Annotated in this window: 25 protein-coding genes; 15 read left to right on the forward strand and 10 right to left on the reverse strand. The window is 66.0% G+C overall.

Annotation, left to right across the window (positions count from 1 at the left end):
- Positions 1-50 precede the first annotated feature (50 nt).
- Positions 51-842, forward strand: a complete 792-nt coding sequence (locus BDI24065_RS07420) for a YhfC family intramembrane metalloprotease (protein ID WP_175030656.1) — start codon at positions 51-53, stop codon at positions 840-842.
- Between the two features lie 13 nt (positions 843-855).
- Positions 856-1,218: a DUF3022 domain-containing protein gene (locus BDI24065_RS07425; protein ID WP_043182999.1), complete on the forward strand. Its 363-nt coding sequence runs from the start codon at positions 856-858 to the stop codon at positions 1,216-1,218.
- Positions 1,219-1,251: 33 nt separating this feature from the next.
- Here the strand turns inward: BDI24065_RS07425 and BDI24065_RS07430 are convergent, their stop codons facing one another.
- Complete coding sequence (locus tag BDI24065_RS07430; RefSeq protein ID WP_175030657.1) at positions 1,252-1,683, reverse strand: PGDYG domain-containing protein; 432 nt, start codon at positions 1,681-1,683, stop codon at positions 1,252-1,254.
- 137 nt (positions 1,684-1,820) lie between these two features.
- A complete protein-coding gene (locus BDI24065_RS07435; RefSeq protein WP_175030658.1) occupies positions 1,821-2,357 on the reverse strand; it encodes a Spy/CpxP family protein refolding chaperone in 537 nt (178 codons plus the stop codon).
- A 255-nt stretch (positions 2,358-2,612) separates the two neighbouring features.
- Between BDI24065_RS07435 and BDI24065_RS07440 the strand changes: the two genes are divergently transcribed.
- Positions 2,613-3,077 (forward strand): Lrp/AsnC family transcriptional regulator, encoded by a 465-nt coding sequence (locus BDI24065_RS07440; protein ID WP_006481526.1) that lies wholly within the window; start codon positions 2,613-2,615, stop codon positions 3,075-3,077.
- Positions 3,078-3,080: 3 nt separating this feature from the next.
- Here BDI24065_RS07440 and BDI24065_RS07445 read toward each other — a convergent pair whose 3' ends face one another.
- The 4 genes from BDI24065_RS07445 to BDI24065_RS07460 all read right to left on the reverse strand — a co-directional run bounded on the left by BDI24065_RS07445 (position 3,081) and on the right by BDI24065_RS07460 (position 6,497).
- Positions 3,081-4,505: a sensor histidine kinase gene (locus BDI24065_RS07445; RefSeq protein ID WP_175030659.1), complete on the reverse strand. Its 1,425-nt coding sequence runs from the start codon at positions 4,503-4,505 to the stop codon at positions 3,081-3,083.
- A complete protein-coding gene (locus BDI24065_RS07450) occupies positions 4,481-5,146 on the reverse strand; it encodes a response regulator transcription factor (RefSeq protein ID WP_175030660.1) in 666 nt (221 codons plus the stop codon). The genes BDI24065_RS07445 and BDI24065_RS07450 overlap by 25 nt, the downstream gene beginning before the upstream one ends.
- An 80-nt stretch (positions 5,147-5,226) precedes the next feature.
- On the reverse strand, positions 5,227-5,667 hold the full coding sequence (locus BDI24065_RS07455) for a hypothetical protein (protein ID WP_175030661.1): 441 nt from the start codon (positions 5,665-5,667) through the stop codon (positions 5,227-5,229).
- A 47-nt stretch (positions 5,668-5,714) separates the two neighbouring features.
- Positions 5,715-6,497 (reverse strand): COG4705 family protein, encoded by a 783-nt coding sequence (locus BDI24065_RS07460; protein ID WP_175030662.1) that lies wholly within the window; start codon positions 6,495-6,497, stop codon positions 5,715-5,717.
- Between the two features lie 248 nt (positions 6,498-6,745).
- Between BDI24065_RS07460 and BDI24065_RS07465 the strand changes: the two genes are divergently transcribed.
- Complete coding sequence (locus tag BDI24065_RS07465) at positions 6,746-7,846, forward strand: saccharopine dehydrogenase family protein (RefSeq protein ID WP_039357959.1); 1,101 nt, start codon at positions 6,746-6,748, stop codon at positions 7,844-7,846.
- Positions 7,847-7,942: 96 nt separating this feature from the next.
- Here BDI24065_RS07465 and BDI24065_RS07470 read toward each other — a convergent pair whose 3' ends face one another.
- Together BDI24065_RS07470 and cydX are read right to left on the reverse strand one after the other, a co-directional pair.
- Complete coding sequence (locus tag BDI24065_RS07470; protein ID WP_175030663.1) at positions 7,943-8,560, reverse strand: AAA family ATPase; 618 nt, start codon at positions 8,558-8,560, stop codon at positions 7,943-7,945.
- The gene (cydX, locus tag BDI24065_RS07475) at positions 8,557-8,703 is read right to left on the reverse strand and encodes a cytochrome bd-I oxidase subunit CydX (RefSeq protein WP_175030664.1); all 147 of its coding nucleotides are present in this window, start codon (positions 8,701-8,703) and stop codon (positions 8,557-8,559) included. The genes BDI24065_RS07470 and cydX overlap by 4 nt, the downstream gene beginning before the upstream one ends.
- A 179-nt stretch (positions 8,704-8,882) precedes the next feature.
- Here cydX and corA point away from each other — a divergent pair, with 179 nt between their 5' ends.
- Positions 8,883-9,860 (forward strand): magnesium/cobalt transporter CorA, encoded by a 978-nt coding sequence (gene corA, locus BDI24065_RS07480; RefSeq protein ID WP_175030665.1) that lies wholly within the window; start codon positions 8,883-8,885, stop codon positions 9,858-9,860.
- 13 nt (positions 9,861-9,873) lie between these two features.
- Here the strand turns inward: corA and BDI24065_RS07485 are convergent, their stop codons facing one another.
- On the reverse strand, positions 9,874-10,161 hold the full coding sequence (locus BDI24065_RS07485) for a YciI-like protein (RefSeq protein ID WP_175030666.1): 288 nt from the start codon (positions 10,159-10,161) through the stop codon (positions 9,874-9,876).
- A 222-nt stretch (positions 10,162-10,383) separates the two neighbouring features.
- On the reverse strand, positions 10,384-10,872 hold the full coding sequence (locus BDI24065_RS07490) for an adenosine-specific kinase (RefSeq protein WP_175030667.1): 489 nt from the start codon (positions 10,870-10,872) through the stop codon (positions 10,384-10,386).
- 145 nt (positions 10,873-11,017) lie between these two features.
- Here BDI24065_RS07490 and BDI24065_RS07495 point away from each other — a divergent pair, with 145 nt between their 5' ends.
- The 10 genes from BDI24065_RS07495 to BDI24065_RS07540 all read left to right on the forward strand — a co-directional run bounded on the left by BDI24065_RS07495 (position 11,018) and on the right by BDI24065_RS07540 (position 23,619).
- Positions 11,018-12,007, forward strand: coding sequence for a cysteine synthase A (locus tag BDI24065_RS07495; RefSeq protein ID WP_175030691.1), 990 nt, complete (start codon positions 11,018-11,020; stop codon positions 12,005-12,007).
- A gap of 110 nt (positions 12,008-12,117) precedes the next feature.
- Positions 12,118-12,603: an aminoacyl-tRNA deacylase gene (locus tag BDI24065_RS07500; protein ID WP_031401741.1), complete on the forward strand. Its 486-nt coding sequence runs from the start codon at positions 12,118-12,120 to the stop codon at positions 12,601-12,603.
- An 826-nt stretch (positions 12,604-13,429) separates the two neighbouring features.
- A complete protein-coding gene (locus tag BDI24065_RS07505) occupies positions 13,430-14,128 on the forward strand; it encodes an energy transducer TonB (protein WP_011352160.1) in 699 nt (232 codons plus the stop codon).
- A gap of 86 nt (positions 14,129-14,214) precedes the next feature.
- Positions 14,215-15,129, forward strand: a complete 915-nt coding sequence (locus BDI24065_RS07510) for a MotA/TolQ/ExbB proton channel family protein (RefSeq protein ID WP_175030668.1) — start codon at positions 14,215-14,217, stop codon at positions 15,127-15,129.
- Positions 15,130-15,149: 20 nt separating this feature from the next.
- Entirely contained in the window at positions 15,150-15,572 is a 423-nt protein-coding gene (locus BDI24065_RS07515; RefSeq protein WP_021160935.1) for an ExbD/TolR family protein, read from the forward strand.
- Positions 15,573-15,797: 225 nt separating this feature from the next.
- Positions 15,798-16,229, forward strand: coding sequence for an ExbD/TolR family protein (locus BDI24065_RS07520; protein WP_011352157.1), 432 nt, complete (start codon positions 15,798-15,800; stop codon positions 16,227-16,229).
- 16 nt (positions 16,230-16,245) lie between these two features.
- A complete protein-coding gene (locus tag BDI24065_RS07525) occupies positions 16,246-17,436 on the forward strand; it encodes a tetratricopeptide repeat protein (protein WP_175030669.1) in 1,191 nt (396 codons plus the stop codon).
- Between the two features lie 302 nt (positions 17,437-17,738).
- Positions 17,739-18,314, forward strand: coding sequence for a helix-turn-helix domain-containing protein (locus tag BDI24065_RS07530; protein WP_175030670.1), 576 nt, complete (start codon positions 17,739-17,741; stop codon positions 18,312-18,314).
- Positions 18,315-18,650: 336 nt separating this feature from the next.
- The gene (locus BDI24065_RS07535) at positions 18,651-21,458 is read left to right on the forward strand and encodes a TonB-dependent receptor (RefSeq protein ID WP_175030671.1); all 2,808 of its coding nucleotides are present in this window, start codon (positions 18,651-18,653) and stop codon (positions 21,456-21,458) included.
- Between the two features lie 238 nt (positions 21,459-21,696).
- Complete coding sequence (locus BDI24065_RS07540; protein ID WP_175030672.1) at positions 21,697-23,619, forward strand: extracellular solute-binding protein; 1,923 nt, start codon at positions 21,697-21,699, stop codon at positions 23,617-23,619.
- Positions 23,620-23,627: the final 8 nt, after the last annotated feature.

Here is a 23,627-nt window from a genome sequence, read left to right on the forward strand (position 1 = left end):
CATTCGGGGCACGCAGCGCGTCAGGTGCGCTGCCCCGAACAAGGAAATACATGACTGTCGCTCCCGTCACGCTGGCGGTGCTGATCGCCGCCACGCTGATCATCGCGCTCCTGCCGCTCGTCCTCTACCGTATCCTGCGCAAGCCGCTGTCGCTGAACCGTCGCGACACGATCGTCGGCGTGGCCGTCTTCACACTCTTCGTGATGATCCTCGAACGCGCGTTCCACGGGCTCGTGCTGAGCCGGACGCCGCCGGATGGCTGGCTCACGCAACCGCTCGCGTTCGTCGCGTACAGCGCACTGGCGACGGCCGTATTCGAGGAAGTCGGCCGCTATCTCGGGATGCGTTTCCTGAATCGCCGCTACGGCCCGTCGTCGGCCTGCGACAGCCGCGGAATCGGCTACGGGATCGGTCACGGTGGTGCGGAAGCGTGGTTCGTCGGCGTACTCGTGTGGGGCCAGTGGTCGTATCTCGCGTGGCTCGCGAGCCGCGGCCAGCTCGAAGCGCAACTGGCCGACCTGCCGGGCGATACCGTCGTGCGGCTGCACGTGATGCTCGCGACGCTGTCGGCTCAGTCGATTTTGCTGTTGCTGCTCGAACGCTGCGCGGCGTTCGTGCTGCAGCTTGCGCTGTCGGTGCTGGTCTGGCGCGGCGTACGCGCCGGCCGCGCGGGCGTGTTGCCGCTCGCGATCGTGCTGCATGCGCTCGCGGCCGCGCCGACGCTGCTGTACCAGGTGCGCGTGCTGCCGGCCGGCTGGGTCGAGGCCGCGTATTTCGTGTTGACCGCGATCCTGGTCGTCGTGCTGGTGAAGACGTGCCGGCCGTCGCAATCGGCAGCCTGACGGGAGAGACGGGATGGATGACTATCTGATCGAATGCCAGAGCGCAGAATTCGACGCGCTCGCACGCGTGATCTGCGACCTCTTTCCGGAGCAGACGCGTTTCGCCGAAAGCAGCGACGCGCGCGGGCGGTTCCTGTCCGTGCAGTGGCTCGCGATGCGTTTCGGCTCGGCGCCGAAGCGGATGACGCTCGATATCCGTATCGTGCCGGCCGCACTCGCGCGCTATCTGGCGCTCAAGCCGATGCAACGGGCACGCAGCCATGCGGTGCTGCATGCGTATACGGAGGCGATGCTCGGGTCGCTCGAGGAGCGGCACGCGGCCGGCGAGGCCGTCGAGCGCGATGCCGAACTCGAACTCGACGAAGACTTCGCGTGATGGTTTGCGCCGGCGCGATGCCGGCGCGTCGCATTACGCGTCGCGGTAGACCTGCGCAAAGCGCTGCGCCTGCACGACACCGTAGTCGCCGGGGGCGTACTGCATCACCCAGTCGCCGGCGACGCCGCGCAGCGTATCGCCGTTTTCCGAGCGGGCGATCGTGAACGGCTCGTCCATCCGGCGGGCGAGCACGACGGCCGGCCGGTTCCGGTAGGCGCCCGTTTCGCCGTGCGTGAGTGCCGGATCGGCGGGCAGGTATTTGGCGTCGAAGCGCGCGCGCGACACGACCCAACGGTCGCCGGTCGAGCCGGTGATCAGCGCGTCGCCCGCGACATAGCGGTTCGGGCCTTCGAGGCTCATCAGTTCGCCGTCGGCCTCCGCGAAGGAAACGGCGACGGTTTCGTCCTTGACGACGCGACGGGCCTGCGGATCGGTACGCAGGTCGAGGTGCTTGAGTTCGAGCATGGCGGGGAAGGGCGGGAAAGCTGGAAAAGCCGGGAGCTTATCCCGAATCCGGCGCGCCGTGTGGCGCACCGGTCGCCTGGAGCGGGGCGCGGCGCCGTTCGGCCCGGATGAGCGGGTCGGCGCCGGCGGGGAGGGCGTCAGGGCTGCGCGGGTGCGCTGGCGGCCGGTGCGGCTGCCGCCTTGCCTTCCTTGCCCTTCGTCTTGCCCTTGCCGCGGTGCTCGCCGCCGTGGTGCAGCCAGCTGCGGAACGTCGTGTCGGCCAGCGCCTTCTGGTCGGCCGGGAAGCTCTCGTAGAGCGGCGCGAACGCGTCGGCCAGCTTCTTTGCGCCGTCGGCGTTTGCCTGCGACAGTTCCGCGTACTGCTTCATGTCGTCGAGCGCGGAGACGTCGTGCTTGGCCATCCGTTCGCGATAGAGGCGGCCCATCGTGTCGCCGTTGTCGCGCATCGTGTCGGCGAACGTCTTCCACTGCGGTTCCTGCGCCGACGTGATCTTCAGTTGGTCGTGCAGGTACTTGATGCGCTGCTCGACGCGCGCTTCGTGGCGTTCCGCGCGCTGCTCGGCGGTCGGGGCCGAAGCCGCGGCCGTCGTGGCCTGGGCGGGCGCGGCCGGGGTTTGCGCGAACGCGCTGGCTGCAACGGCGAGCGTAGCGAGGGTGAGCGAGATTTTCTTCATGGTTGGCTCTCCGGGGTGGTGTCTTGCGAGCGGGCGCGGCGGCAACTGCCGCAAGCGCGCTTCTCGCGTCGCCCGCTATTAGTAGCACGTTGCGTGCGGCGCAGCAGTGAATGCGACACTTGCTTACATCCGATACGAATCGAAATTGAAAGGTTCGTATCGGCTTCGGGCGGTGGCGTTTGGGTGGGCCGGCGTTCGGCGCTATCATCGCGTCACCTTCCACTCAGCCGGCGCGTCGCGCCCCGGCCCAGCCTCATGCGTCCACCCCGCCTCGACCAACTCGACGATCTCGACCGGCAACTCGTCGCGCTGCTGCAGGCCGATGCGCGCGCCAGCGTCGCCGATCTCGCGCGCCAGCTCGACGTTGCGCGCACGACGGTCGTCGCACGCATCGCGCGGCTCGAACGCACCAACGTGATCGCCGGCTACAGCGTCCGGCTCGGGCAGGATGTGCTCGATGCAAGCATTTATGCGTACGTCGGCATCATCCTTACGCCGAAGTTCGGCAAGGACGTGCTGCGCAAGCTCGACCGGATGCCCGAGGTGCAGCTGCTGTGCGCGGTGAGCGGCGAGTACGATTACGTCGCATGGCTGCGCGCCGATTCGCCCGAACGGCTCAACGACCTGCTCGACCAGATCGGCACGCTCGAAGGCGTCGAACGCACGACGACATCGATCATCCTGTCGCGCAAGATCGATCGCGGGACGATCGGCGGCTGACGCTCAGGCGCGGCCTGTCTCGCGCCGTGCGTGGTGCGCCGGCGTGTCGGCCCGGCTGTCGGGCTGTGCCGCGCCGGGCGGCCGCACGAGCGGAATCCGCACCGAGATGCGCAATCCGCGCGATTCCGCTTCATCCGCATACGCGAGCGCAATGTCTGCGCCCATCCGGTCCGCGACGATCTTCACGATCGACAGGCCGAGCCCGGAGCCGATCTGTGCATTGCCGGGTACCCGGTAGAACGGATCGAACACGCGCTCGCGTTCGTGCGGTGCGATGCCCGGCCCGGTGTCGGCGATCGTCACACACGCGTGCGTGTCCGTGCATTGCGTCGACAGGTCCACGCGTCCGCCCAGCGGCGTGTAGCGGATCGCGTTGTCGACCAGGTTCATCACGAGCGACGCGAGTTCGAGTTCGTCGACGGGCACGGAGGCGTCCGGACCGTCTTCGATGCCGATGTCGATGGTTTTCGCGTCGGCGAGCGGCATCAGGTCTTCCAGCACGCGGCGATAGACCGCGTGGACGGATACGTCGCCGGGCGGTGCGGCCGGCGCGCTTTGCGCCCGCGCGAGCGCGAGCAGCTGCCCGATCAGGTGGCGGCTGCGGTCGAGCCCGCCGCGCAGTGCGGCGAGCCGTGCGCGCGCATCGTCCGGCAGGTCGGCATCGGCGAGGCGCTCGGCCTGCAGCGACATCGCCGTGAGCGGCGAGCGCAACTCGTGCGCGGCGTCGGCGACGAAGCGGCGCTGCGCGGCGACCGACTGCGCGACGCGCGCCAGCATCCGGTTGATCGCGACGACGAACGGCCGCACCTCGACCGGCACGTGCTCGGCCGGCACCGGGCGCAGGTCATGCTCGTCGCGCGCATCGATGCCGGCGGACAGCGCGGCCACCGGGCGGAACAGCTTGCGCACGAGATCGGCGACGAGCAGCAGCAGGATCGGGACGAGGATCAGCAGCGGCAACGCGGTGCGCCACGCGCTTTCGCGTGCGACCTCGTCGCGCATGCCGGCTTCCTGCGCGACCGCGATGCGCTCGCCGTTCGCGAAGGTCCGGACCATCACGCGATACGTGCTGCCGCCGGCATCGACCGTATGCAGCCCGTCGGCGAGCGTCGGCGCCAGCGCGAGCGGCGGCGTGCCGTCGCTGCCCGGCTGCGTTGGACCGCCGAGCGGCTGCACGATCACGCGCGACAGCTCGTCGCTTTCGCGTGCGGGCCCGGTGCCGTCGGCATGGAGCGGCGGTGTGTGCTCGCGATCGAGCAGCGTCGCGACCTCGCGCAGCACGTCGTCCTGCAGTTCGTGCGCTTCGTCGAATGCCGATGAAAACGCGAACGCGGCCGCGGCCGTCGCGACGACCAGGATCGCGGCCGACAGCGCAACCGACAGGCGGAAGCCGATCGATTCGCTCAGGCGCTTCTTGAAACCATCCATCCCGCACCCCTGACGTTCTTGATCACGGTGCTGCCGAGCTTGCGGCGCAGCGAATGGATCAGGAATTCGACCGCATTGCTTTCGACTTCCTCGCCCCAGCCGTACAGGCGATCCTCGAGCTCGCGCCGCGACAGGATCGCGCCCGGGCGCACCAGCAGCGCGCGCAGCAGCGAGAACTCGCGATTCGACAGCGCCACCGGCGCGTGCCCGTCGACCGCGGCCTCGCGCGTCGCCGGGTCGAGCGACACGATCCCGTTGCTCAGCAGCGGCGCGGCCGAACCGGCCCGGCGCCGGATCGCGGCGCGAATCCGCGCGAGCAGCTCGGCCATCTCGAACGGCTTCACGATGTAGTCGTCGGCGCCGCCGTCGAGGCCGGCCAGGCGATCGTCGAGCCCGTCGCGGGCAGTGACGATCAGCAGCGGCGCGCTGGCATCCTTCGCGCGGATGGCGGCCAGCACGTCGAGCCCGTCGCGGCCGGGCAGGCCGAGGTCGAGCAGGACCAGGTCGTAGGGCTGCGCGGCGAACGCGGTCAATGCGCGCACGCCGTCGGTGACCCAGTCGGTGGCGTACGACGCGTCCTTCAGCGCGGCGTGGACGGCCTCGCCGATCATCGGGTCGTCTTCGACGAGCAGTATTCGCATGCGTGTTCTCCGTGCCGCACAAACGCCGCCAGCGTATGCGATTCCCGCACGGGCGTCACGTGCCGCGCGCGCGTCGATCCTTATTTGCCGCTGAACCGGTCGAGGGCCGCGAGCAGACTCTTCATCGCGGCGGCCGAGTCGGCCTGGGTCGGATGGTCGGCGCGCAGCGCGGAAAGCGCGCGGTCGATCTCCTGGTCGACCATGTGCCAGTCGGCCGCGGCGCGCGGCTTGAGGCCGGCTTCGGCCGAGTCCCACGCGATCTCGAGATCCTTGATGCGCGTTTTCGCGCCGGGCAGGTCGCCCTTGGCGACGAGCGTGTTCACGTCGACAGCGATCGTGCGGAACTGCGACAGGTCGCCGAGTTTCGATCCGTGGGCCGCCGCGGGCGATGTTGCGGCCGACGCGGGCAGCGACGTCGCTGCGTTCGCGTCCTGCTGCTTCGAGCAGCCGGCGGCGGCGCTCAACAGGGCAATCGCGGCCGCGGCAACGGCGAGACGGGAAACGGGATGGGGGATGCGCATGGCGTGTCCTCGATTCGATGGATGGATGGAACGGAAAGGAAAGGGGGTCATTCGGCGGTGCCGGCACGCGTGCGCGGGCCGCTGCCGAATTGCGCGACGGCGACGAGCAGCACGATCACGGTCAGGAACAGCAGGCTCGTCCAGGCGGCGCCGAAACCGAGCCCGCCATAGGTGCGGGCCTGCGTGAGCAGGTCGCCGAGCGACGCGCCGAACGGGCGCGTCAGGATGTAAGCGATCCAGAACGCGAGCACCGCGTTGGCGCCGAGCCGCCACATCACGAACACGGCCGCGATCAAGCCGCCGAAGCACAGCGCGCCGAGCGTGAAGCCGAGCCCGAGCGCCTCGGTCGCGAGATCGCCCGCGGCGGTGCCGAGCGCGAACGTGCAAAGGATCGCGGCCCAGTAGAACAGCTCGCGCCGTGGCGTGACGATCGTGTCGATCGACAGCGTGCCTTCGATGCGATGCCACACGAAGAAGATCGCGGCGAGCGCGACGGCAAACGCGGCGGTGCTCGCATAGAGGCTGACGTTCAGGCCGTCGGTGAGCAGGTCGGTGATCTGCGTGCCGACGATGCTGACCAGCACCACCGTGAGCCAGTAGATCCACGGCACATAACGGCGCGTACGCAATTGCAGCCACAGCGCGATCGCGAGCAGCGACGCCATCGCGACGCGCGTGACGGTCTGGCCGAGGCCCGCGTTGACCGCGAGAAAGTCCGCGCCGGTTTCGCCGACCGTCGTCGACATGATCTTGATGATCCAGAACGACAGCGCGACGTCGGGCACCTTGTTCAGCCAGTGCGGCGTGCGATGGACGGGCAGGGATTGCATGCGATGCCTCCTTGGAAGTCGGGTGGTCGGCATGCAGTCTGAAACGGAAGACTTAGGCCAGCCATAGCGGGGCCGGCAGCGTTAAAAAAGCGTCATTTCGACTTTTCGACGAAATGTGTCGTCGAAACGTCGAAATTATCGGTCGTTTCGCATCATTCTTCGTCTTGGAACTGATTTTGAGCGTCCCTACACTGTGTTCATGGCTCAACGCCGTTCACAACACCAACCCATCATCAGGAGATAAGCGCATGAAAATCGCCATCGTCGGCGCAGGTCTGATCGGCCACACCATTGCTCACATGCTGCGTGAAACGGGCGACTACGAAGTCGTCGCGTTCGACCGTGATGCGGATGCGCTTGCAAAGCTGTCGCGAGAAGGCATCGCGACGCAACGGGTCGATTCGGCCGACGCAAACGCGATTCGCGAAGCCGTGAAGGGCTTCGATGCGCTCGTCAACGCGCTGCCGTACTACCTCGCGGTCAACGTTGCCGCCGCCGCGAAGGCTGCCGGCGTTCACTACTTCGACCTGACCGAAGACGTGCGCGCAACCCACGCGATCCGCGAACTGGCCGAAGGCTCCGACCGTGCGTTCATGCCGCAATGCGGCCTCGCACCGGGCTTCATCGGTCTCGCCGCACACGAACTGGTGAACGGCTTCAGCGAAGTGCGCGACGTGAAGATGCGCGTCGGCGCGCTGCCCGAGTATCCGACCAACGCACTGAAGTACAACCTGACGTGGAGCGTCGACGGCCTGATCAACGAATACTGCCAGCCGTGCGAAGCGATCCGTGACGGCCGCAAGCAATGGGTGCAGCCGCTCGAAGGCCTCGAGCACTTCTCGCTCGACGGTACCGAATACGAAGCGTTCAACACGTCGGGCGGCCTGGGCACGCTGTGCGAAACGCTGTCGGGCAAGGTCGAGACGCTCGACTACAAGTCGGTGCGCTATCCGGGCCACCGCGATCTCGTGCAGTTCCTGCTCGAAGACCTGCGCCTGTCGACCGACCGCGACACGCTGAAGTCGATCATGCGCCGCGCGGTGCCGTCGACGAAGCAGGACGTCGTGCTCGTGTTCATCACGGTAACGGGCGTGAAGGACGGCCAGCTGGTGCAGGACGTGTTCACGCGCAAGATCTTCGCGAAGGACGTGTGCGGGATGCACATGAGCGCGATCCAGATCACGACGGCCGGCGCGATGTGCGCGGTGCTGGATCTGTTCCGCGAAAAGAAGCTGCCGCAGAGCGGTTTCATCCCGCAGGAAAAGGTGTCGCTGAAGGCGTTCCTGTCGAACCGCTTCGGCAAGCTGTACGAAGGCGGCACGATGGAGCGCGTGCACGAAGTGGCCTGACCACCCGCCAGCCTCTGGCACGAGGGCCGTACGACGCCGGGAGCGCAGCAGCGCTTCCGGCGTTGTTTTTTATGGGTAGCGAAAAAGCGGAGCCGGTCAGGCCGGCAACGGCGGGACGATCGTGGCCGCCGGCGGGGGCGGCGCGATGCGGTACAGCAAGGTATCGACGTCGGTGTCGGAGGGTGCGGTGTTGTCGAATATCACGATACCGTCGCATTCGTGGCCGGTCGGCACGAAGCGGCGCTGCCGGTATTCGTCCCAGTGCGTGAGCTTGTACGCATCGTTCGGGTTGCCGCGCGCGACGATGCGCTGGTGCGCGACGTCTTCCGACGTGTGGACCCAGACGACCGTCAGCGTGACATCGGGCGCGATGCCGAGCCATGCGCGGTCGAGAATGCGGCGATCGCGCACTTCGCGCGACAGCGGGCCGACGACGAGCGCGCCGATGCCGAGCGCGAGATTTTCACGGGCGGTGTCGAGCAGGCCCTGGTATTCGGGATCGCGCAGGTGCTTCAGGTAGAGCGGGCTGTCGCGGTCGTTCGGATCCTCGGTGAGCGCGCCCATCGCGGCCGAGCTGTAGCGGCCGTACAGCGTGTCCTTGTCGAGCAGGCAGAAGGCCTCGCCGGTCGCGCGCATCAGCGGCCCGATGAGCCGCTTCGCGAGCGTGGTCTTGCCGGTGCCGGCGTGACCGCAGAAGAACACCAGGTGCGTCACGAGGCGTTGCCTCCCGGGCGGGGGCTCGACGCGCCGTTGCGCTTGTCGCCGCGCGAGAAGACTTCCGCTTCCAGCCACATCGCGTTGATGATGCCGAAGCCGAGCGCCACGCCGATGCCGAGTATCCACGAGAAATACCACATGGGTCTGTCTCCTTGACGGTTGGGCCGCACGGCCGTGCGGCTTGTGGTCCGAAGTGTCCGGGTGCGCATGCTGCGGCGCACGCAGCCCGATCATGACCAATATCGCCGTGCCGCGCAAGCCGGGCCGCCCGCGCAGCAAACCGGTAAACTGATGCGCAAATCGCAACATCACGGACAACATGCTGATCAACTGTGCTGCATACCAGGATGGCCGCAAGCTGGCCGACATCGATATCGACGCCATCAGCGACTACGTGTCGAAGCCCGAATGCTTCGTGTGGGTCGCGCTGAAGGATCCGACGCCCGCCGAACTCGACCTGATGGGCGAGGAGTTCGGGCTGCACGAACTGGCGCTCGAGGATGCCCGCAAGGGGCATCAGCGACCGAAGATCGAGGAGTACGGCGATTCGCTGTTCGCGGTGCTGCATATGGTCGAGCTGGACGACGACGATGAGTTGAATGTCGGCGAGCTGAACGTGTTCGTCGGACCGAATTACGTGCTGTCGATCCGCAACCATACCGAGCAGGATTTTCGCGACGTGCGCAAGCGTTGCGAGCGCGAGCCGCATCTGCTCCAGGAAGGCTCGGCATTCGTGTTCTACGCGCTGATGGACCAGGTCGTCGACCGCTATTTTCCGATCCTCGAAACGCTCGGCACCGAACTCGAGGCACTCGAGGACCGCATCTTCGCGAAGGCCACGCCCGCGTCGTCGCGCGCGATCATCGAGGATCTCTATTCGCTGAAGCGCCGGCTCGTGATGCTGTACCAGCACACGGCGCCGTTGATCGAGCCGCTCGCGAAGCTCAACGGTGGACGCATTCCGCAGGTCTGCAGCGGGATGGAGCCGTACTTTCGCGACGTGTACGACCACCTGCAGCGGATCGTGAAGACGATCGAAGGGCGCCGCGAGATGGTGGTCACGGCGATCCAGGTCAACCTCGGGATGATTTCGCTGGCGGAGAGCGAGGTGACGAAGCGGCTCGGCTCGTTCGCCGCGCTGTTCGCGATCCCGACGATGATCGCCGGCATCTATGGGATGAACTTCGCGAACATGCCCGAACTGCACCTGAAATACGGTTTCTACGGCTGCATCGCCGCGATGGTCGTCGCCGATTTCGCGCTGTGGTGGCGATTCAAGCGGGCAGGGTGGCTGTAGTCCTGCGTCGCGCCTAGCGCGGCGCGTGCTTGCCGATCACGACGCGCCACGGACGCACGCGCCACGATTTCACGAGGCCGTTCTGCACGTACGGATCGGCGCGCGCGAACGACTCGGCCGCCTCCGGCGAATCCCCTTCGAACACGAGCACGGCCTGGTCGGCCGGCTCCGACAGCGCGCCGGCGAGCACGAGTTCGCCGCGCTCGGTCGCGGCCTGTGCGAGCGCGAGGTGCTGGGCGCGAAACGGCTCGCGACGGGACAGGTAATCGTCGACGAGTTCGTAGATCAGCTGGTAATGCATGGTCGCTCCGGGAAGAGTCGCGGCGGCCGGCGCGTTGGCGCGGCCGTCAGTCGGTCTGCAGCGGCCAGTATAGGACAGGCGAACGGGAGCGGCACGACCCGGACGGCGGCGCGCTCCCGGGCTCATAAACGCAACTAACGGTCTACGCGCCCACCGTCCTGGAATCCCGGCCGCAACGCACCATCGATGCAGCCAGGTCTACAGGACACCCGGGGGGGATCCCTACGCCTTGTAGCCGATCGTGCGCAGCAGGTCCTTGCGCCAGCGGACGTCGTCGTCATTTTCGACGCCGAGCGGCCCGAAGCCGTCGACGACGCCGACGATCCCGCGTCCTTGCGCGGTTTCCGCGACGATCACCTCGGTCGGGTTCGCGGTCGCGCAATAGATCCGGCAGACCTCCGGCACGGCCTTGATCGCATTGAGGACGTTGACCGGAAAGAATCCGTCGCCGAGGAACACGATGAACGCGTGACCGGCGCCGATCGCGCTGGCGTTGCGGCATGCAAGGTCGACGAGCGCCGCATCGGTGCCGGAGCGGCGCACCAGCCGCTTGCCCGACGCCTCGCAGAATGCGAGCCCGAAGCGGATGCCGGGCACGGTGCCGACCAGCGCCTCGTGGATGTCTTCGACGGACTTGATGAAATGCGACTGGCCGAGGATGAAGTTCACGGTCTCGGGCTTGTCGACGGCAACGGTTTGCAGTTGCAGCATGGCGGACCTCGTCTCGCGATGCGGCGCGTGCGCCGCAATGGGCTCTTCAAGCTTAATACGCGGCGGCCGGCGACGAAAGCCGCGCGGGCGGCCTATCCTTCGTTGTGTGTGGCGCGTGCGCTGCACGAAGGCAACGGAGGAAGACATGGACGTGCGACAAGGCTTCGTCGACTGCGTGGGGCGCACGCCGCTGATCCGCTTGACGAAGCTCAGCGCCGAGACGGGCTGCGAGATCCTGGGCAAGGCGGAATTCATGAATCCGGGCGGGTCGGTGAAGGACCGCGCGGCACTCTACATCATCCGCGACGCCGAGCGGCGTGGCGTGCTGCAGCCGGGCGGTACCGTCGTCGAGGGGACGGCGGGCAATACCGGCATCGGCCTGGCCCATATCTGCGCGGCGCGCGGCTATCGCTGCGTGATCGTGATTCCCGACACGCAATCGCCGGACAAGCTGGCGATCCTGCGCACGCTCGGCGCCGAGGTGCGCCCGGTGCCGGCGGCACCCTACCGCGATCCGAACAACTATCAGAAGATTGCCGGCCGACTCGCTGGCGAACTCGACAACGCGGTGTGGGCCAATCAGTTCGACAACGTCGTCAATCGCCAGGCGCATTACGAGACGACCGGGCCCGAAATCTGGCGCGATACGGCGGGCACGATCGATGCGTTCGTCTGCGCGACCGGTACGGGCGGCACGCTGGCCGGCGTGAGCCGCTATCTGAAAGAGCAGAATCCGGACGTGCGGATCGTGCTGGCCGACCCGCACGGCAGCGGGCTCTACGGTTACGTGAAGACGGGCGACCTCGGCGCGGAAGGCAGCTCGATCACCGAAGGCATCGGCTCGACGCGCGTCACCGAGAACCTGGCGGGCACGCCGATCGACGACGCCGTGCGGATCGACGATCAGCAGTGCGTGACGATGGTCTACCGGCTGCTGCGCGAGGAAGGGCTGTACGTCGGCGGCTCGAGCGGCATCAACGTCGCGGCGGCGGTCTGGCTGGCCCGCCGGATGGGTCCGGGGCACACGATCGTGACCTTGCTGTGCGACCGTGGCGACATCTATCGCGCGCGGCTTTTCAATCGGGAATGGCTGCGCGAGAAGGGGTTGGACCCGGGGGCCGGACCCGGGAGTTGAGCCCGCGTGAGGCGCGGGAGCAGTGAGGATTTCCATCCGCCGGAATGCGACCTATGCTGAACGAATCCGGTGCGAACGCCGTTCGCCCGATCGCCCAGACGAGGTGTGCCATGCCTGTGTCAGCCACCCTGCAGGATTGCCTGCGTCAGAAGTCATCGCGGTACGAAGTGGTGTACCACCCCTATAGCCATACGAGCATGGAGACGGCCGCCGCCGCGCATATTCCCGGCGATCGCCTCGCGAAAACCGTGCTCCTCGAAGACGACGAAGGCTACGTCGCCGCCGTATTGCCGACCACGCACGCCGTGCGCCTGTCGGATCTCTGGGTGAAGACGGGACGCCATCTCGTGCTCGCCCGGGAGGTCGAGTTGCGCGAGCTGTTCAAGGATTGCGACATGGGCGCGTTGCCGCCGGTGTGCATGGCGTACGGCATGAAGACGTTTCTCGAGGAACGTCTCGCGCAGCAACCGGAAGTCTATTTCGAGGCCGGCGACCACGAAGCGCTGATCCACATGATGCAGGACGAGTTCCTGATGCTGATGGAGACGGCCGAGCGCGCGCATTTCTCGCACAAGATGCAGGGCATGCACTCCTGACGCGCGTGGTGGATGGGTACTTGACGGTGCGTGTGCGGCACGGTTGTGTGCCGTGGAATCGGCTATGTCTCGAGATCGTTAATTCGAACTGCGAAGTGATTACGTCGATTTTTGGATGAGCATGTCGACCTGCAGTTTGCATCGCATTCCGGATTAACTGTTCGGATATGCACGGTGCGTGGGGCGTTTTTGGCAAGCGATGTCGGCCAGCTCGATGCGGTCGAAACGCGCATCGTACGACCGATGCGCGCGATGACGAGGCGAGGGGACGTAGCCTGCTGTTCGCTTCCCGGGCGGCCGGTTTTGATGCGGTGCGGGAAATATGCGGATATTTATGTTGGAGCAACTTAATATCCGTTTTCGCATATATCCATACAATTCAATTACCACTTTAATAATAAAAGTTTGATTTGTGCTTACCGGAATATTATTTGAATAAACCCTCCAAACTTTGTATTCGGGCATCAAATAAAGTTTGACGTCAAAATTTTTTCCTTGCTATCTTCTGCACCCAAGTGAACGGCGCGAATGACATCACCGTGTAACGAACGGCGGATCGTCATACGAAATGTAAGGTGCCGCCCGCTCAGCTGACAATTGCCTGAACGTGCAGGCGCGTGGTTTTCCGGAGAGACACCGGGTCGCGCCGGCCGGAACGATTCCTTGAAAAAGAATGAATTGGAATTCGAATGTAATTCTTTCGGTTCGGATTGCTAATTGAATTTGAAATGAAATGTTCGGGTTGATGCGGTGGTGATGCCGACCTGGCTCCACCGCCGGCAGCAATCCGGAACTGGGCGAATCGCTTGGGGGATGGATGGTGGGCATGAAAGTCGAAGAACATCTGGCTACTTCGAACAGCGGACTGGCTACGTTGGGCCGTCCGCGAGAGTTCGGCAAGAAGCAACAGAATCCGGTACGCCGGTTCGGCGGCATCGGAATCGTCCTGGTGCTGCATGCAGTGCTGATCTACGCGCTGCTCAATGGCCTCGCGACGAAAGTCGTGCAGGTGATCCAGCACCCGATCGAAACCCGCATCATCGAGCCGGTCAAGCCACCGCCGCCACCGCCGATGCCCGTGGTCAAGCTCCCGCCGCCGAAATTCGCGCCGCCGCCGCCGCCGTTCGTCCCGCCGCCGGAGGTGCCGGTGCAGGCGCCGCCGCAGGCGACGATCACGCACCAGTCGGCCCCGGTACCGTCCGCGCCGGCCGTGCAGGCGCCGGTCGTGGCGCCTCCCGCGCCGGCCAAGCCCGTCAGCCATGACGTGGGTGTCGTCTGCCCGAATTCGGACACGCTTCGCGCGTCGATCCAGTATCCGAAAGAGGCGCAGGAAAACAACATCACCGGCGACGTGACGATCGAATTCGTCGTGGATGCGGAAGGGAACATCACGAACGAACGCGTGGCGCAGTCGGCGGACCCGATCCTCGACCGGGCTGCCTACAACACCGTGAAGCGATTCAAGTGCGTCGCGCAGGGCCAGTCGGTGCGGGTCCAGGTACCGTTCTCGTTCAATCTGAATTGATGCAGTGGGCGGCCCGGCGCGATCCGGGCCGGGGAAAACCATCTCGAACTGACGTATTAAGTTCACCGAAATAACTGGAGTGGGGTATGACGAAGCGTTCACTGGCCGCGCTGGCGGCAAGCATCCTGATGTCCGTCGCCGCAATCGACGGGTTCGTTGCACCGCAGCTCGCCCACGCGCAGGCAAGCGGCGCGGCCGGCACATCGGCGCAGGCCGCCGCGCCGTCGGCCGCACCGGCCCCGGTTCCGGCCGCCGCCGAGCCGGCTCCGCCGCCCGCGCCGGCTACGACGGAAGCGGTCGAGAATCCGTACGGGCTCGGCGCGCTATGGAAGAACGGCGATTTCGTTGCCCGTTTCGTGCTGATCCTGCTGGTGATCATGTCGATGGGAAGCTGGTACATCATGATCACGAAGTTCCTGGAGCAACTGCGCGCCAATCGCCGCGCGAAGCTGGCGGACGCACAGCTCTGGACCGCGCCGTCGCTCGCCGAGGGGGCCAAGCTGCTCGACGAGGCGTCGCCGTTCCGGTTCATCGCCGAAACGGCGATCGAGGCCGGCGAGCATCACGAAGAAGCGCTGCTGGAAGCGGTGGACCGCAACACGTGGATCGACGTGTCGGTCGAGCGCTCGATCACGAACGTGTCGAACCGGATGCAGGACGGGCTCGCCTTCCTCGCTACGGTGGGCTCAACCGCGCCGTTCGTGGGGCTGTTCGGCACGGTCTGGGGGATTTATCACGCGCTGACGGCCATCGGCATCGCCGGCCAGGCGTCGATCGACAAGGTCGCGGGCCCGGTGGGCGAGGCGCTCATCATGACCGCGATCGGCCTCGCCGTCGCGGTGCCGGCGGTGCTCGGCTACAACTTCCTGGTCCGGCGCAACAAGTCGGTCATGGAGCGGGTCCGCAACTTCGGCGCGCAACTGCACACGGTGCTGCTGGCCGGCAATCGGCGTCCGGTGCGTGCGGCGGCGTCGCCTGCAGCCGCGTCGCTTGCGAACTGATCGGCTGACGGAGACGCGCGATGGCCATGAACGTCGGGCAGGACGATAGCGACGAGGTGATCGCCAACATCAACACGACGCCGCTCGTCGACGTGATGCTGGTGTTGCTGATCATCTTCCTGATCACGATTCCGGTCGTGACGCACACGATCCAGCTTCAGTTGCCGAAGGAGACGGTGCAGCCGCTGCAGACGACACCGAAGAGCATCGAGATCGCGGTGAATCGCGACGGCGATTTCTTCTGGGGCGAGCAGCTGGTGGATGCACAGACGCTGCTCGCGAAGCTGAAGGACGTGTCGCAGCAGCAGCCGCAGCCGAGCGTCCACGTGCGGGGCGATCAGAACACGCGCTACGAGTTCATCGGCCGGGTGGTCACGATGTGCGAGCGCGCGGGGATCGCGAAACTGTCGTTCATTACGGAGCCGCCGGCGCGCGGGGGATAGGCGGGTACGGGAATCGTGGTGGAACAGGGGGCCGGCGGCCAGGGTGGAAGCGCTGACGCTGGTTGGTCGCGAAGCATGGGATCAGCGTAAGGGTTGAAGCGCTGACGTGGATCGACCGCGAAGCATGGGACCCGCGTAAGTGCTAAAGCACTAACGCGGATCGACCGCGAAGCATGGGATCCACGTAAGCGCTAAAGCGCTAACGCTGATCGACAGGAGTCGACGATGGGAATGAATGTGCCTTCGGGCGGAAGCAACGCCGAACCGGAAGTGATGGTCGATATCAACACCACGCCGCTGATCGACGTGATGCTGGTGTTGCTGATCATGCTGATCATCACGATCCCGATTCAGATGCATTCGGTGAAGATGGACCTGCCGGTGGGTAATCCGCCGCCGCCGGCCACGCCGCCGGAAATCGTGCAGATCGACATCGACTTCGACGGCACGACGACCTGGAACGGCGCACCGGTGCCGGACCGCGCGGCGCTCGAGTCGAAACTGACCCAGGTGGCGGCGGAACCCGTGCAGGCGGAAATCCATCTGCGCCCCAACAAGCTGGTGCCGTACAAGGACGTGGCCGCCGTGCTCGCATCCGCGCAACGCGTGGGCGCGACCAAGATCGGCCTGATCGGTAACGAACAGTTCATGCAATGACGACACGGACGAGCCGATGAACCAGCGACGATGGAAACGGATGATGGCAGTGGCTGCGCTCGGCGCGGCAGGCATGCTCGGACGCCCGGCGTTGCCGGCGGATGCGCTGCGGCCGGACGTGGCGAAACCGTTGGCGGCCGCGCAGGAGCTGTACCGGGCGCACAAGTATCGCGACGCGCTGGGCAAGATCGCCCAGGCGGCCGCCGTGCCGAACCGGACGCCGTACGAAACCACCGTGGTGGAAGAGATGCGCGGCGCGGCAGCGATGGCGGCCGGCGACTCGGGCACGGCCGCGCAGGCCTACGAGACCGTGCTGAACTCGGGGCGGCTGTCGGGCGAGGACGAGCAGCGGACCACGGCCGCGCTGGCCGGCATCTACTTCCAGCAGAAGAACTACCCGCTGGCGATCCGGGTCGCGCAGCGCTACCTGAAGGCGGGTGGCTCGGATCCGGAAATGCGCACGCTGCTGACGCAGTCGTACTACCTGTCAAACGATTGCGCACCGCTCGTGAGCCAGTTGAAAGCGAGCACGGATGCGCAGGCGAATGGCGGACACGCACCGGATGAAGGGCAGTTGCAGATGCTGGCGACCTGTGCGCAGAAAGTGAAGGACGGCAACGCGTATCGCGGTGCGCTCGGGCTGCTGGTGGCCTACCACCCGAGCCCCGCGTACTGGGACGAGATGGTCACGGCCATTCGCGGCAACCCCGGGTATCTGCCGTCGCTCGACCTCGATATCTACCGGTTGCGGCGGGCGACGGGCTCGCTCGCGTCAGCCAACGCGTACATGGAGATGACGCAGCTCGCGCTGGTCGCGGGGTCGCCCGCCGAAGGCAAGCAGGTGATCGACCAGGGGTTCGCGTCCGGCGTACTCGGCAAGGATGCGCAGGCCGATCGCGAGAAGCGGCTGCAGGCACTTGCCGCGAAGCGCGCGCAAGCGGGCGGGGATGCCACGACGCCGGCCGCGCCGATCGACGCGGGCATGAACCTCGTCTTCGAGGGCCATGCACAGCAGGGGCTGCCGATGATGGAGCAGGCGATCGCGAAGGGTGGGCTCGAGCATCCCGACGCGGCACGACTGCGGCTCGGCGAGGCGTATTTCGTGGCCGGCCAGAAGGCGCGTGCGGTCCAGGTGCTGCGCACGGTCAAGGGGGCCGACGGTTCCGCCGACCTGGCACGGCTCTGGACGGTGGTGGCATCCCGGTAACGCAACGGAAGGGCACGACGGCGCGTATCACGGGCGCGGTCGGCGCGCGGTGTGCCGCCGCGATCGCACCGATGCACGACAGGCAGGTCAGTCGATGGAAAGGGGCAGTCTTGTTAATTAGTAAACCGAATGAAATATGCGGGTGCTGCGTGGCTGCGCGACGCGGCTGCCGTGCCGCACCGCGCGTGACTTGCGCGCCGAGACAGCGTGCAGCGGGGTATCGCGCCGGGCCGGTCGCGTCACGGCATCGGTCGGGGCTTGACGACATCAAACCGATTTCGACTGCGAGGGACCGTCTTTCCATGGTTTTACCCCCTGATGAGTCGGTACTCGTCGCCGTGTCGCTCGGCAACAAGATCCGGGCGCTGCGCCAGCGCCTGAAACTCACGCTCGACGAAGCGTCCACGATCGCCGGCATTTCGAAGCCGTTCCTGTCGCAGGTTGAGCGCGGACGGGCGACGCCGTCGATCACGTCGCTGGTCCGGATCGCGAAGGCGCTCGGCGTGACGATGCAGTACTTCATCGACACGCCGACGGAAGCGCGCTCGGTATGCCGCGGCAACGCGCTGCAGTATTTCCAGTTCACGAACTCGGCCAGCCTGTTCGCCCGGCTGACGAACCTGGTGGACGGCCGCAAGCTCGACGCGATTCTCGTCCGGATGCCGGCGGGGCAGTTGTCGTCCGAGATGACGACGCATGCGGGCGAGGAGTTCGTCTACGTGTTGCGCGGGCAGGTGGCGCTGACGCTCGAGGATTGCACGTTCACGCTGAACGAGGGTGATACCGCGCATTACGAATCGACGATGCCGCATGCGTGGCGCAACACGGCCGATGAAGAGGCGGTGATCGTCTGGGTCGGTACGCCCAGGCTGTTCTAGCAAGGGCGGCCGGCGGGAAGGAGAAGTACCCGATCGACTGAAGAGGGTGCGCAGTGCTGCGCGCGTACAGGCTCGTCTTGTACGGAACCACCTGTCCGTCGAATCGGGATGAAGCAGGCAATGCGCTCAACGTAGGTGTTTAGTATGACGAATCAAAATAGAAAACGACGGTGATGCTGGATGGTGCTGGTGACCCGAGGCCGATCCGTTCGAGTCGTGGCAGTCGAAAGCGTGGCAATCGCGGGTTCCGGTACACGGGCACCCAGGACGCGCAAGGAATCCACAAGGTTCCGGCGCGCAGCAGGTGGGGTCTTACTACGAGCGAGAGGGAACAAGATGAAGCAGAGAGTTTTGGCGTTGGCCATCAAGAGGATAGTCTGGGCGGAACTGGCGTTGACGGCCGCATTGGCGCCGCCGGCGTTCGCCCAGAGCCAGCCGGCGCCGGGCGCCGTCGCGATCGCGGATGCGGTCGCGAGCGGCGCGCCCGTGACCGTTGCACAGGCGGGCGGCACGCCGGGTGCCGCCGCTGCCACGGGCACCGCAGCGCCCGCCGCGCCCGATGCAGCCGCCGGTGCGGCAGCCGAAGCGACGCCCGCCGTACCGGGTGCGAACGGGCAGGGCAAGGTCGCGCAGATCAAGCGATTCGAAGTGACGGGTTCGCTGATCCGGCAGGCCGACAAGACCGGATTCCAGCAGGTGCAGACGATCACGCCGAAGGAAATCCAGGCCAGCGGCGCGGTGTCCGTCACCGACTTCCTGCGCGATGCGGCGGCCAACTCGGCGAACAGCTGGGGCGAAGGGCAATCGGGCAACTTCGCGGCCGGCGCGGCCGGCATCGCGCTGCGCGGCTTGTCCGAGAAGTACACGCTCGTGATGGTCGACGGCCAGCGCGTCGCACCGTACGCATTCTTCTCGAACAGCGTCGACTCGTTCTTCGACCTCAACACGATCCCGCTCAACGATATCGAGCGGATCGAAATCGTGAAGACGGGCGCCGTGTCGCAGTACGGTTCCGACGCGATCGGCGGTGTCGTCAACATCATCACGAAACACAATTTCCGCGGCCTGCAGCTCGACGGCAGCCTGGGCAGCGCAATCAACGCCGGCAATGGCGACGGCACCGTGAAGTTCGGCGTGCTCGGCGGCTTCGGCGACCTGAACGCCGACCGCTTCAACGTGACGGCCGCGCTCAGCTACTACAAGTCGAACGGCTTCACGCTCGCCGATCGCGATTCGACGCGCAACCAGGACTTCACGGGCAAGCCGGGCGGCTTCTCGCTGCTCGCGCCGTCGTACTGGAACATGCCCGGCGGCGTCGCGCAGGCGCTGAGCGGCGGCTGCCCGTTCGGCGGCTCGGTCCATCCGGCGGTGTCGAATTCGCTGTCGGCCGGTTCGCCGGGCACGGTCTGCGGGTACAACACGGCTGAAAGCACGTCGATCCTGCCGATGACCGAGCGCCTGAACGCGAAGCTCCATGCGGACTTCAAGATCGACGACAAGACGACCGCATTCGCGGATTTCCTCGAGAGCTACAACACGACCACGACCAACGACGGCCTGTGGAACAACGTGATCGGCAACTCGCAGAATCCGGCGCTCGTCTGGAATCCGCAGACGAAGCTGCTGTCGCCGTTCAACTTCACGGTACCGGTCAGCAACCCGTACAACACGACGGGCGCGGCCACGCCGCTCACCTACGCGTTTCCGAACACGGTCGCGCAAAAGACCTGGGCCAACTACTGGCGCGCGGCCGCCGGGATCAAGGGATCGTTTACGCTGCCGTACGGCGACTGGGATTGGGCGACGTCGGTCAGTCATTCGCAGAGCACGGTGTCGAACGTGTTCACGAACCAGCTCAACGTCAATGCGCTGAACAACATCTACCAGAACGGCACGCTGAATTTCGCGAACCCGGCGGCGACGCCGAACGCGTTCAACGGGCTTTATCAGGAGGCGAACAACCTCGGCATCTCGAAGCTCGACACGATCGACGCGACGATATCGACGCCGAACCTGTTCCATCTGCCGACGGGTGACGTCGGCATCGGTTTCGGCGCGCAGTTCACGCACCAGAGCGAAACGCTGACGCCGGGCTCCGAATACCTGAGCGGGGCCGTCATCACGCCGGACCTCGAGACGGTGGATGGCCAGCGCAACGTCGCGGCGGTCTATTACCAGATCAACGTGCCGATCCTCGAGAACCTGACGTTCAGCCAGGCGGGCCGCTACGATCACTACACGGACGTGGGCGGCGCCTTCTCGCCGCGCTTCGCGTTGCGGTACCAGCCGATCAAGGCGCTCACGCTGTATACGTCGTACAACCGCGGCTTCCGCGCGCCGACCTTCGTCGAGGACAGCAAGTCGCAGACGCTCGGCATCCAGATCGACCCGGCCACCGGCCAGAACTATACGTCGATCACCGTCGGCAACCCGAACCTCGCGCCGGAACGCACGCGCAACTTCAACATCGGCTTCCAGGTGTCGCCGAGCCGGTACACGGATATCGGCTTCGACTGGTACAAGATCCGCATCGACAACGTGATCGGCCAGGGCACGCCGTCGCAGATCGCGACCGACCCGACGACGGGCCAGCTGCTGTACAAGGTGATCCCGTACCAGAACCTCGGCTACCTCGACACCAACGGCTTCGAAGGCACGTTCCGCCAGGGCCTGCCGCTCAAGGGCTGGGGCACGGTCACGCTGTCGGGCGACTGGGCTTACATCAACAGCTACAAGATCGGCTTCCCGGGCGGTACGCCGGTCAACGGCGCGGGCAACAACTTCACGATCACGCAGCCGTTCGGCGGCAGCTTCCCGCGCTGGCGCGGCAACACGACGCTGGACTGGAACTACCGGAAGTTCGATGCGGCGCTGACGTGGCAGTTCACGGGCCCGTACGCGCAGAACCTCACGCCGGCGCCCGCGCCGTCGAAGGTCGGTTCGTACAGCCAGTTCAACCTGATGATGTCGTACACAGGCTTCAAGAACTGGACGATCTACGGCGGCATCAACAACCTCTTCAACCGCACGCCGCCGTACGACCCGATCTTCGCGAACGGCACGCTGGACCAGAGCGGGTACGACACGTCGGTGTATTCGTATATCGGCCGGTTCGCGCAGATCGGCGCGACGTACAAGTTCTGATGGCGATCGCGATGCACTGACAGGCTTAGACCGGCCGCTCCACGTCCACTACCCCCTTTTTGGAGCGGCCTTTTTTCGCCTGGCGCCACGACGGCCCGCAACCGGGACGCACGGTGGCGCAGCTTGTTCGATCGTGACCAGCACGAACCATCCGCGGGACGCAGCCGGCATGCGGCGTCCGGCACAGGCATCGACCGCGCGCAGGCTTCGCACCCGCACGCTTCCGGACTGACCGACCATGAGACTGTTGAATGGGCGACGGGCACATGTGCCACGCCACTCGCACCTGCAGCGCACATACGCGCGGATGCGCGCCGCCACGCGCACCGCGTTGCTCGTGTGCGCCGCGTGGCTCGTGTCGGGCGGCGTCATGCCGCAGGCTGCGCTCGCGGTGCAGGCGATCTCGCAATACGACCATCAGAAGTATCCGCCGGGCTTCACGCATTTCGATTACGCGAATGCGGATGCGCCGGACAGCGGCACGCTCCAGTTCGAAAACTACGACGAATCGCAGAGCTACGATTCGCTGAACCCGTTCCTCGTGCGCGGCGCGCCCGCACCGGACATCAAGAACCTGATGTTCGACACGCTGATGCAGCGCAGCTGGGACGAGCTCGCATCCGAATACGCGCTGATTGCAGACGATGTCGACGTCGCGCCCGACGGGCTGTCGGCGACGTTCCACCTCAACCCGGCCGCACGCTTCTCGAACGGCGACCCGATCACCGCGGCCGACGTCAAATATTCGTTCGACACGCTGACGAGCCCGCAGGCCTCGCCGCTGTTCAACGCGCAGTTCGCGATCATCAGGCGCGCGGTGGTCGTCGACGGCCACACGGTGCGCTTCGAGTTCAAGCACGCGGAGCGCGACGCCGCGCTGATCGCGGGCGACCTGCCGGTGTTCTCGCCGAAGTGGGGGCAGCGCGCGGACGGCACGCGACCGCCGTTCGACCAGATCGCGAACGTGCCGCCGATCGCGAGCGGCCCGTACCTGATCGACCAGCGCAAGAACGACAAGCAGATCAGCTACGTGCGCGACCCGCACTATTGGGCAGCGAACCTGCCGTCGCGGCGCGGCATGTTCCGCTTCGCGCACGTGTCGTTCAAGCTGTACCTGGACCAGTACACGGCGCTCGAGGCATTCAAGGCCGGCGACATCGACGCGCGGATGGAATACAGCGCGACGCAGTGGGCACGCAAGTACGTCGGCAAGAATTTTCGCAACGGCATGCTGAAGCGCGGCGAGTTTCCCGACGGCCCCGCACAGATGCAGGGCTTCCTGATCAACATGCGCAAGCCGATGTTCCAGGACGTGCGGGTGCGGCATGCGCTCGCGCTGGCGTTCGATTTCGACTGGATGAGCCGGATGATGTTCTACGGGCAATACCGCCGGACCAACAGCTTCTGGGAGGCGAGCCCGTTCGCGGCATCCGGCATGCCGAGCGAGAAGGAGCTTGCGCTGCTCGAACCGTTCCGTTCGACGCTGCCCCCGGAGGTGTTCGGGCCGATGGTCCGGCAGCCGTCGACGCTGCCGCCCAACTCGTTGCGCGCGAACCTGAAGGAATCACGCGACCTGCTCGCGCAGGCCGGCTGGCATTACCGCGACGGCGCGCTGCGCGACGCGAACGGCACGCCGATGACGATCGAGATTATCGACGACCAGCCCGGCATGGACCGCCTGATCCTGCCGTACACGCAGGCGCTCGCGATGCTCGGCATCCACGCTTACCTGCGCGAGATCGACAGCGCGGTCTACCTGAAGCGCCTCGACAATTTCGAGTACGACATGACGACCTACATCTACCTGCCGGTGACGATCCCGGGCGCGGAGCTGACGCGCCGCTTCGGCAGCGCGGCTGCGTCGCAGCCGGGCTCCGAGAACTATCCGGGTGTGAAGTCGAAGGCGGTCGATGCGCTGATTCGCGCGGCGCTCGCGGCCGACACGCTCGACGATCTCGAGACGGCCACGCACGCGCTCGACCGCGTGCTGATCAACCTGTACGCGCTGATCCCGCAGTACTACCTGCCGAATGCGCGGATCGCGTACAAGGCGACGCTCGGCCACCCGGCGATCGTGCCGGATTCCTATCAATACGAGGACTGGATCATCGACTACTGGTACCTGAAGCAACCGGCGGCGAAACCCGCGCCGGCCGCCTGACGGAGGAA

Origin of the sequence: Burkholderia lata (assembly GCF_902499025.1) — a bacterium.
GTDB lineage: Bacteria > Pseudomonadota > Gammaproteobacteria > Burkholderiales > Burkholderiaceae > Burkholderia > Burkholderia lata_C.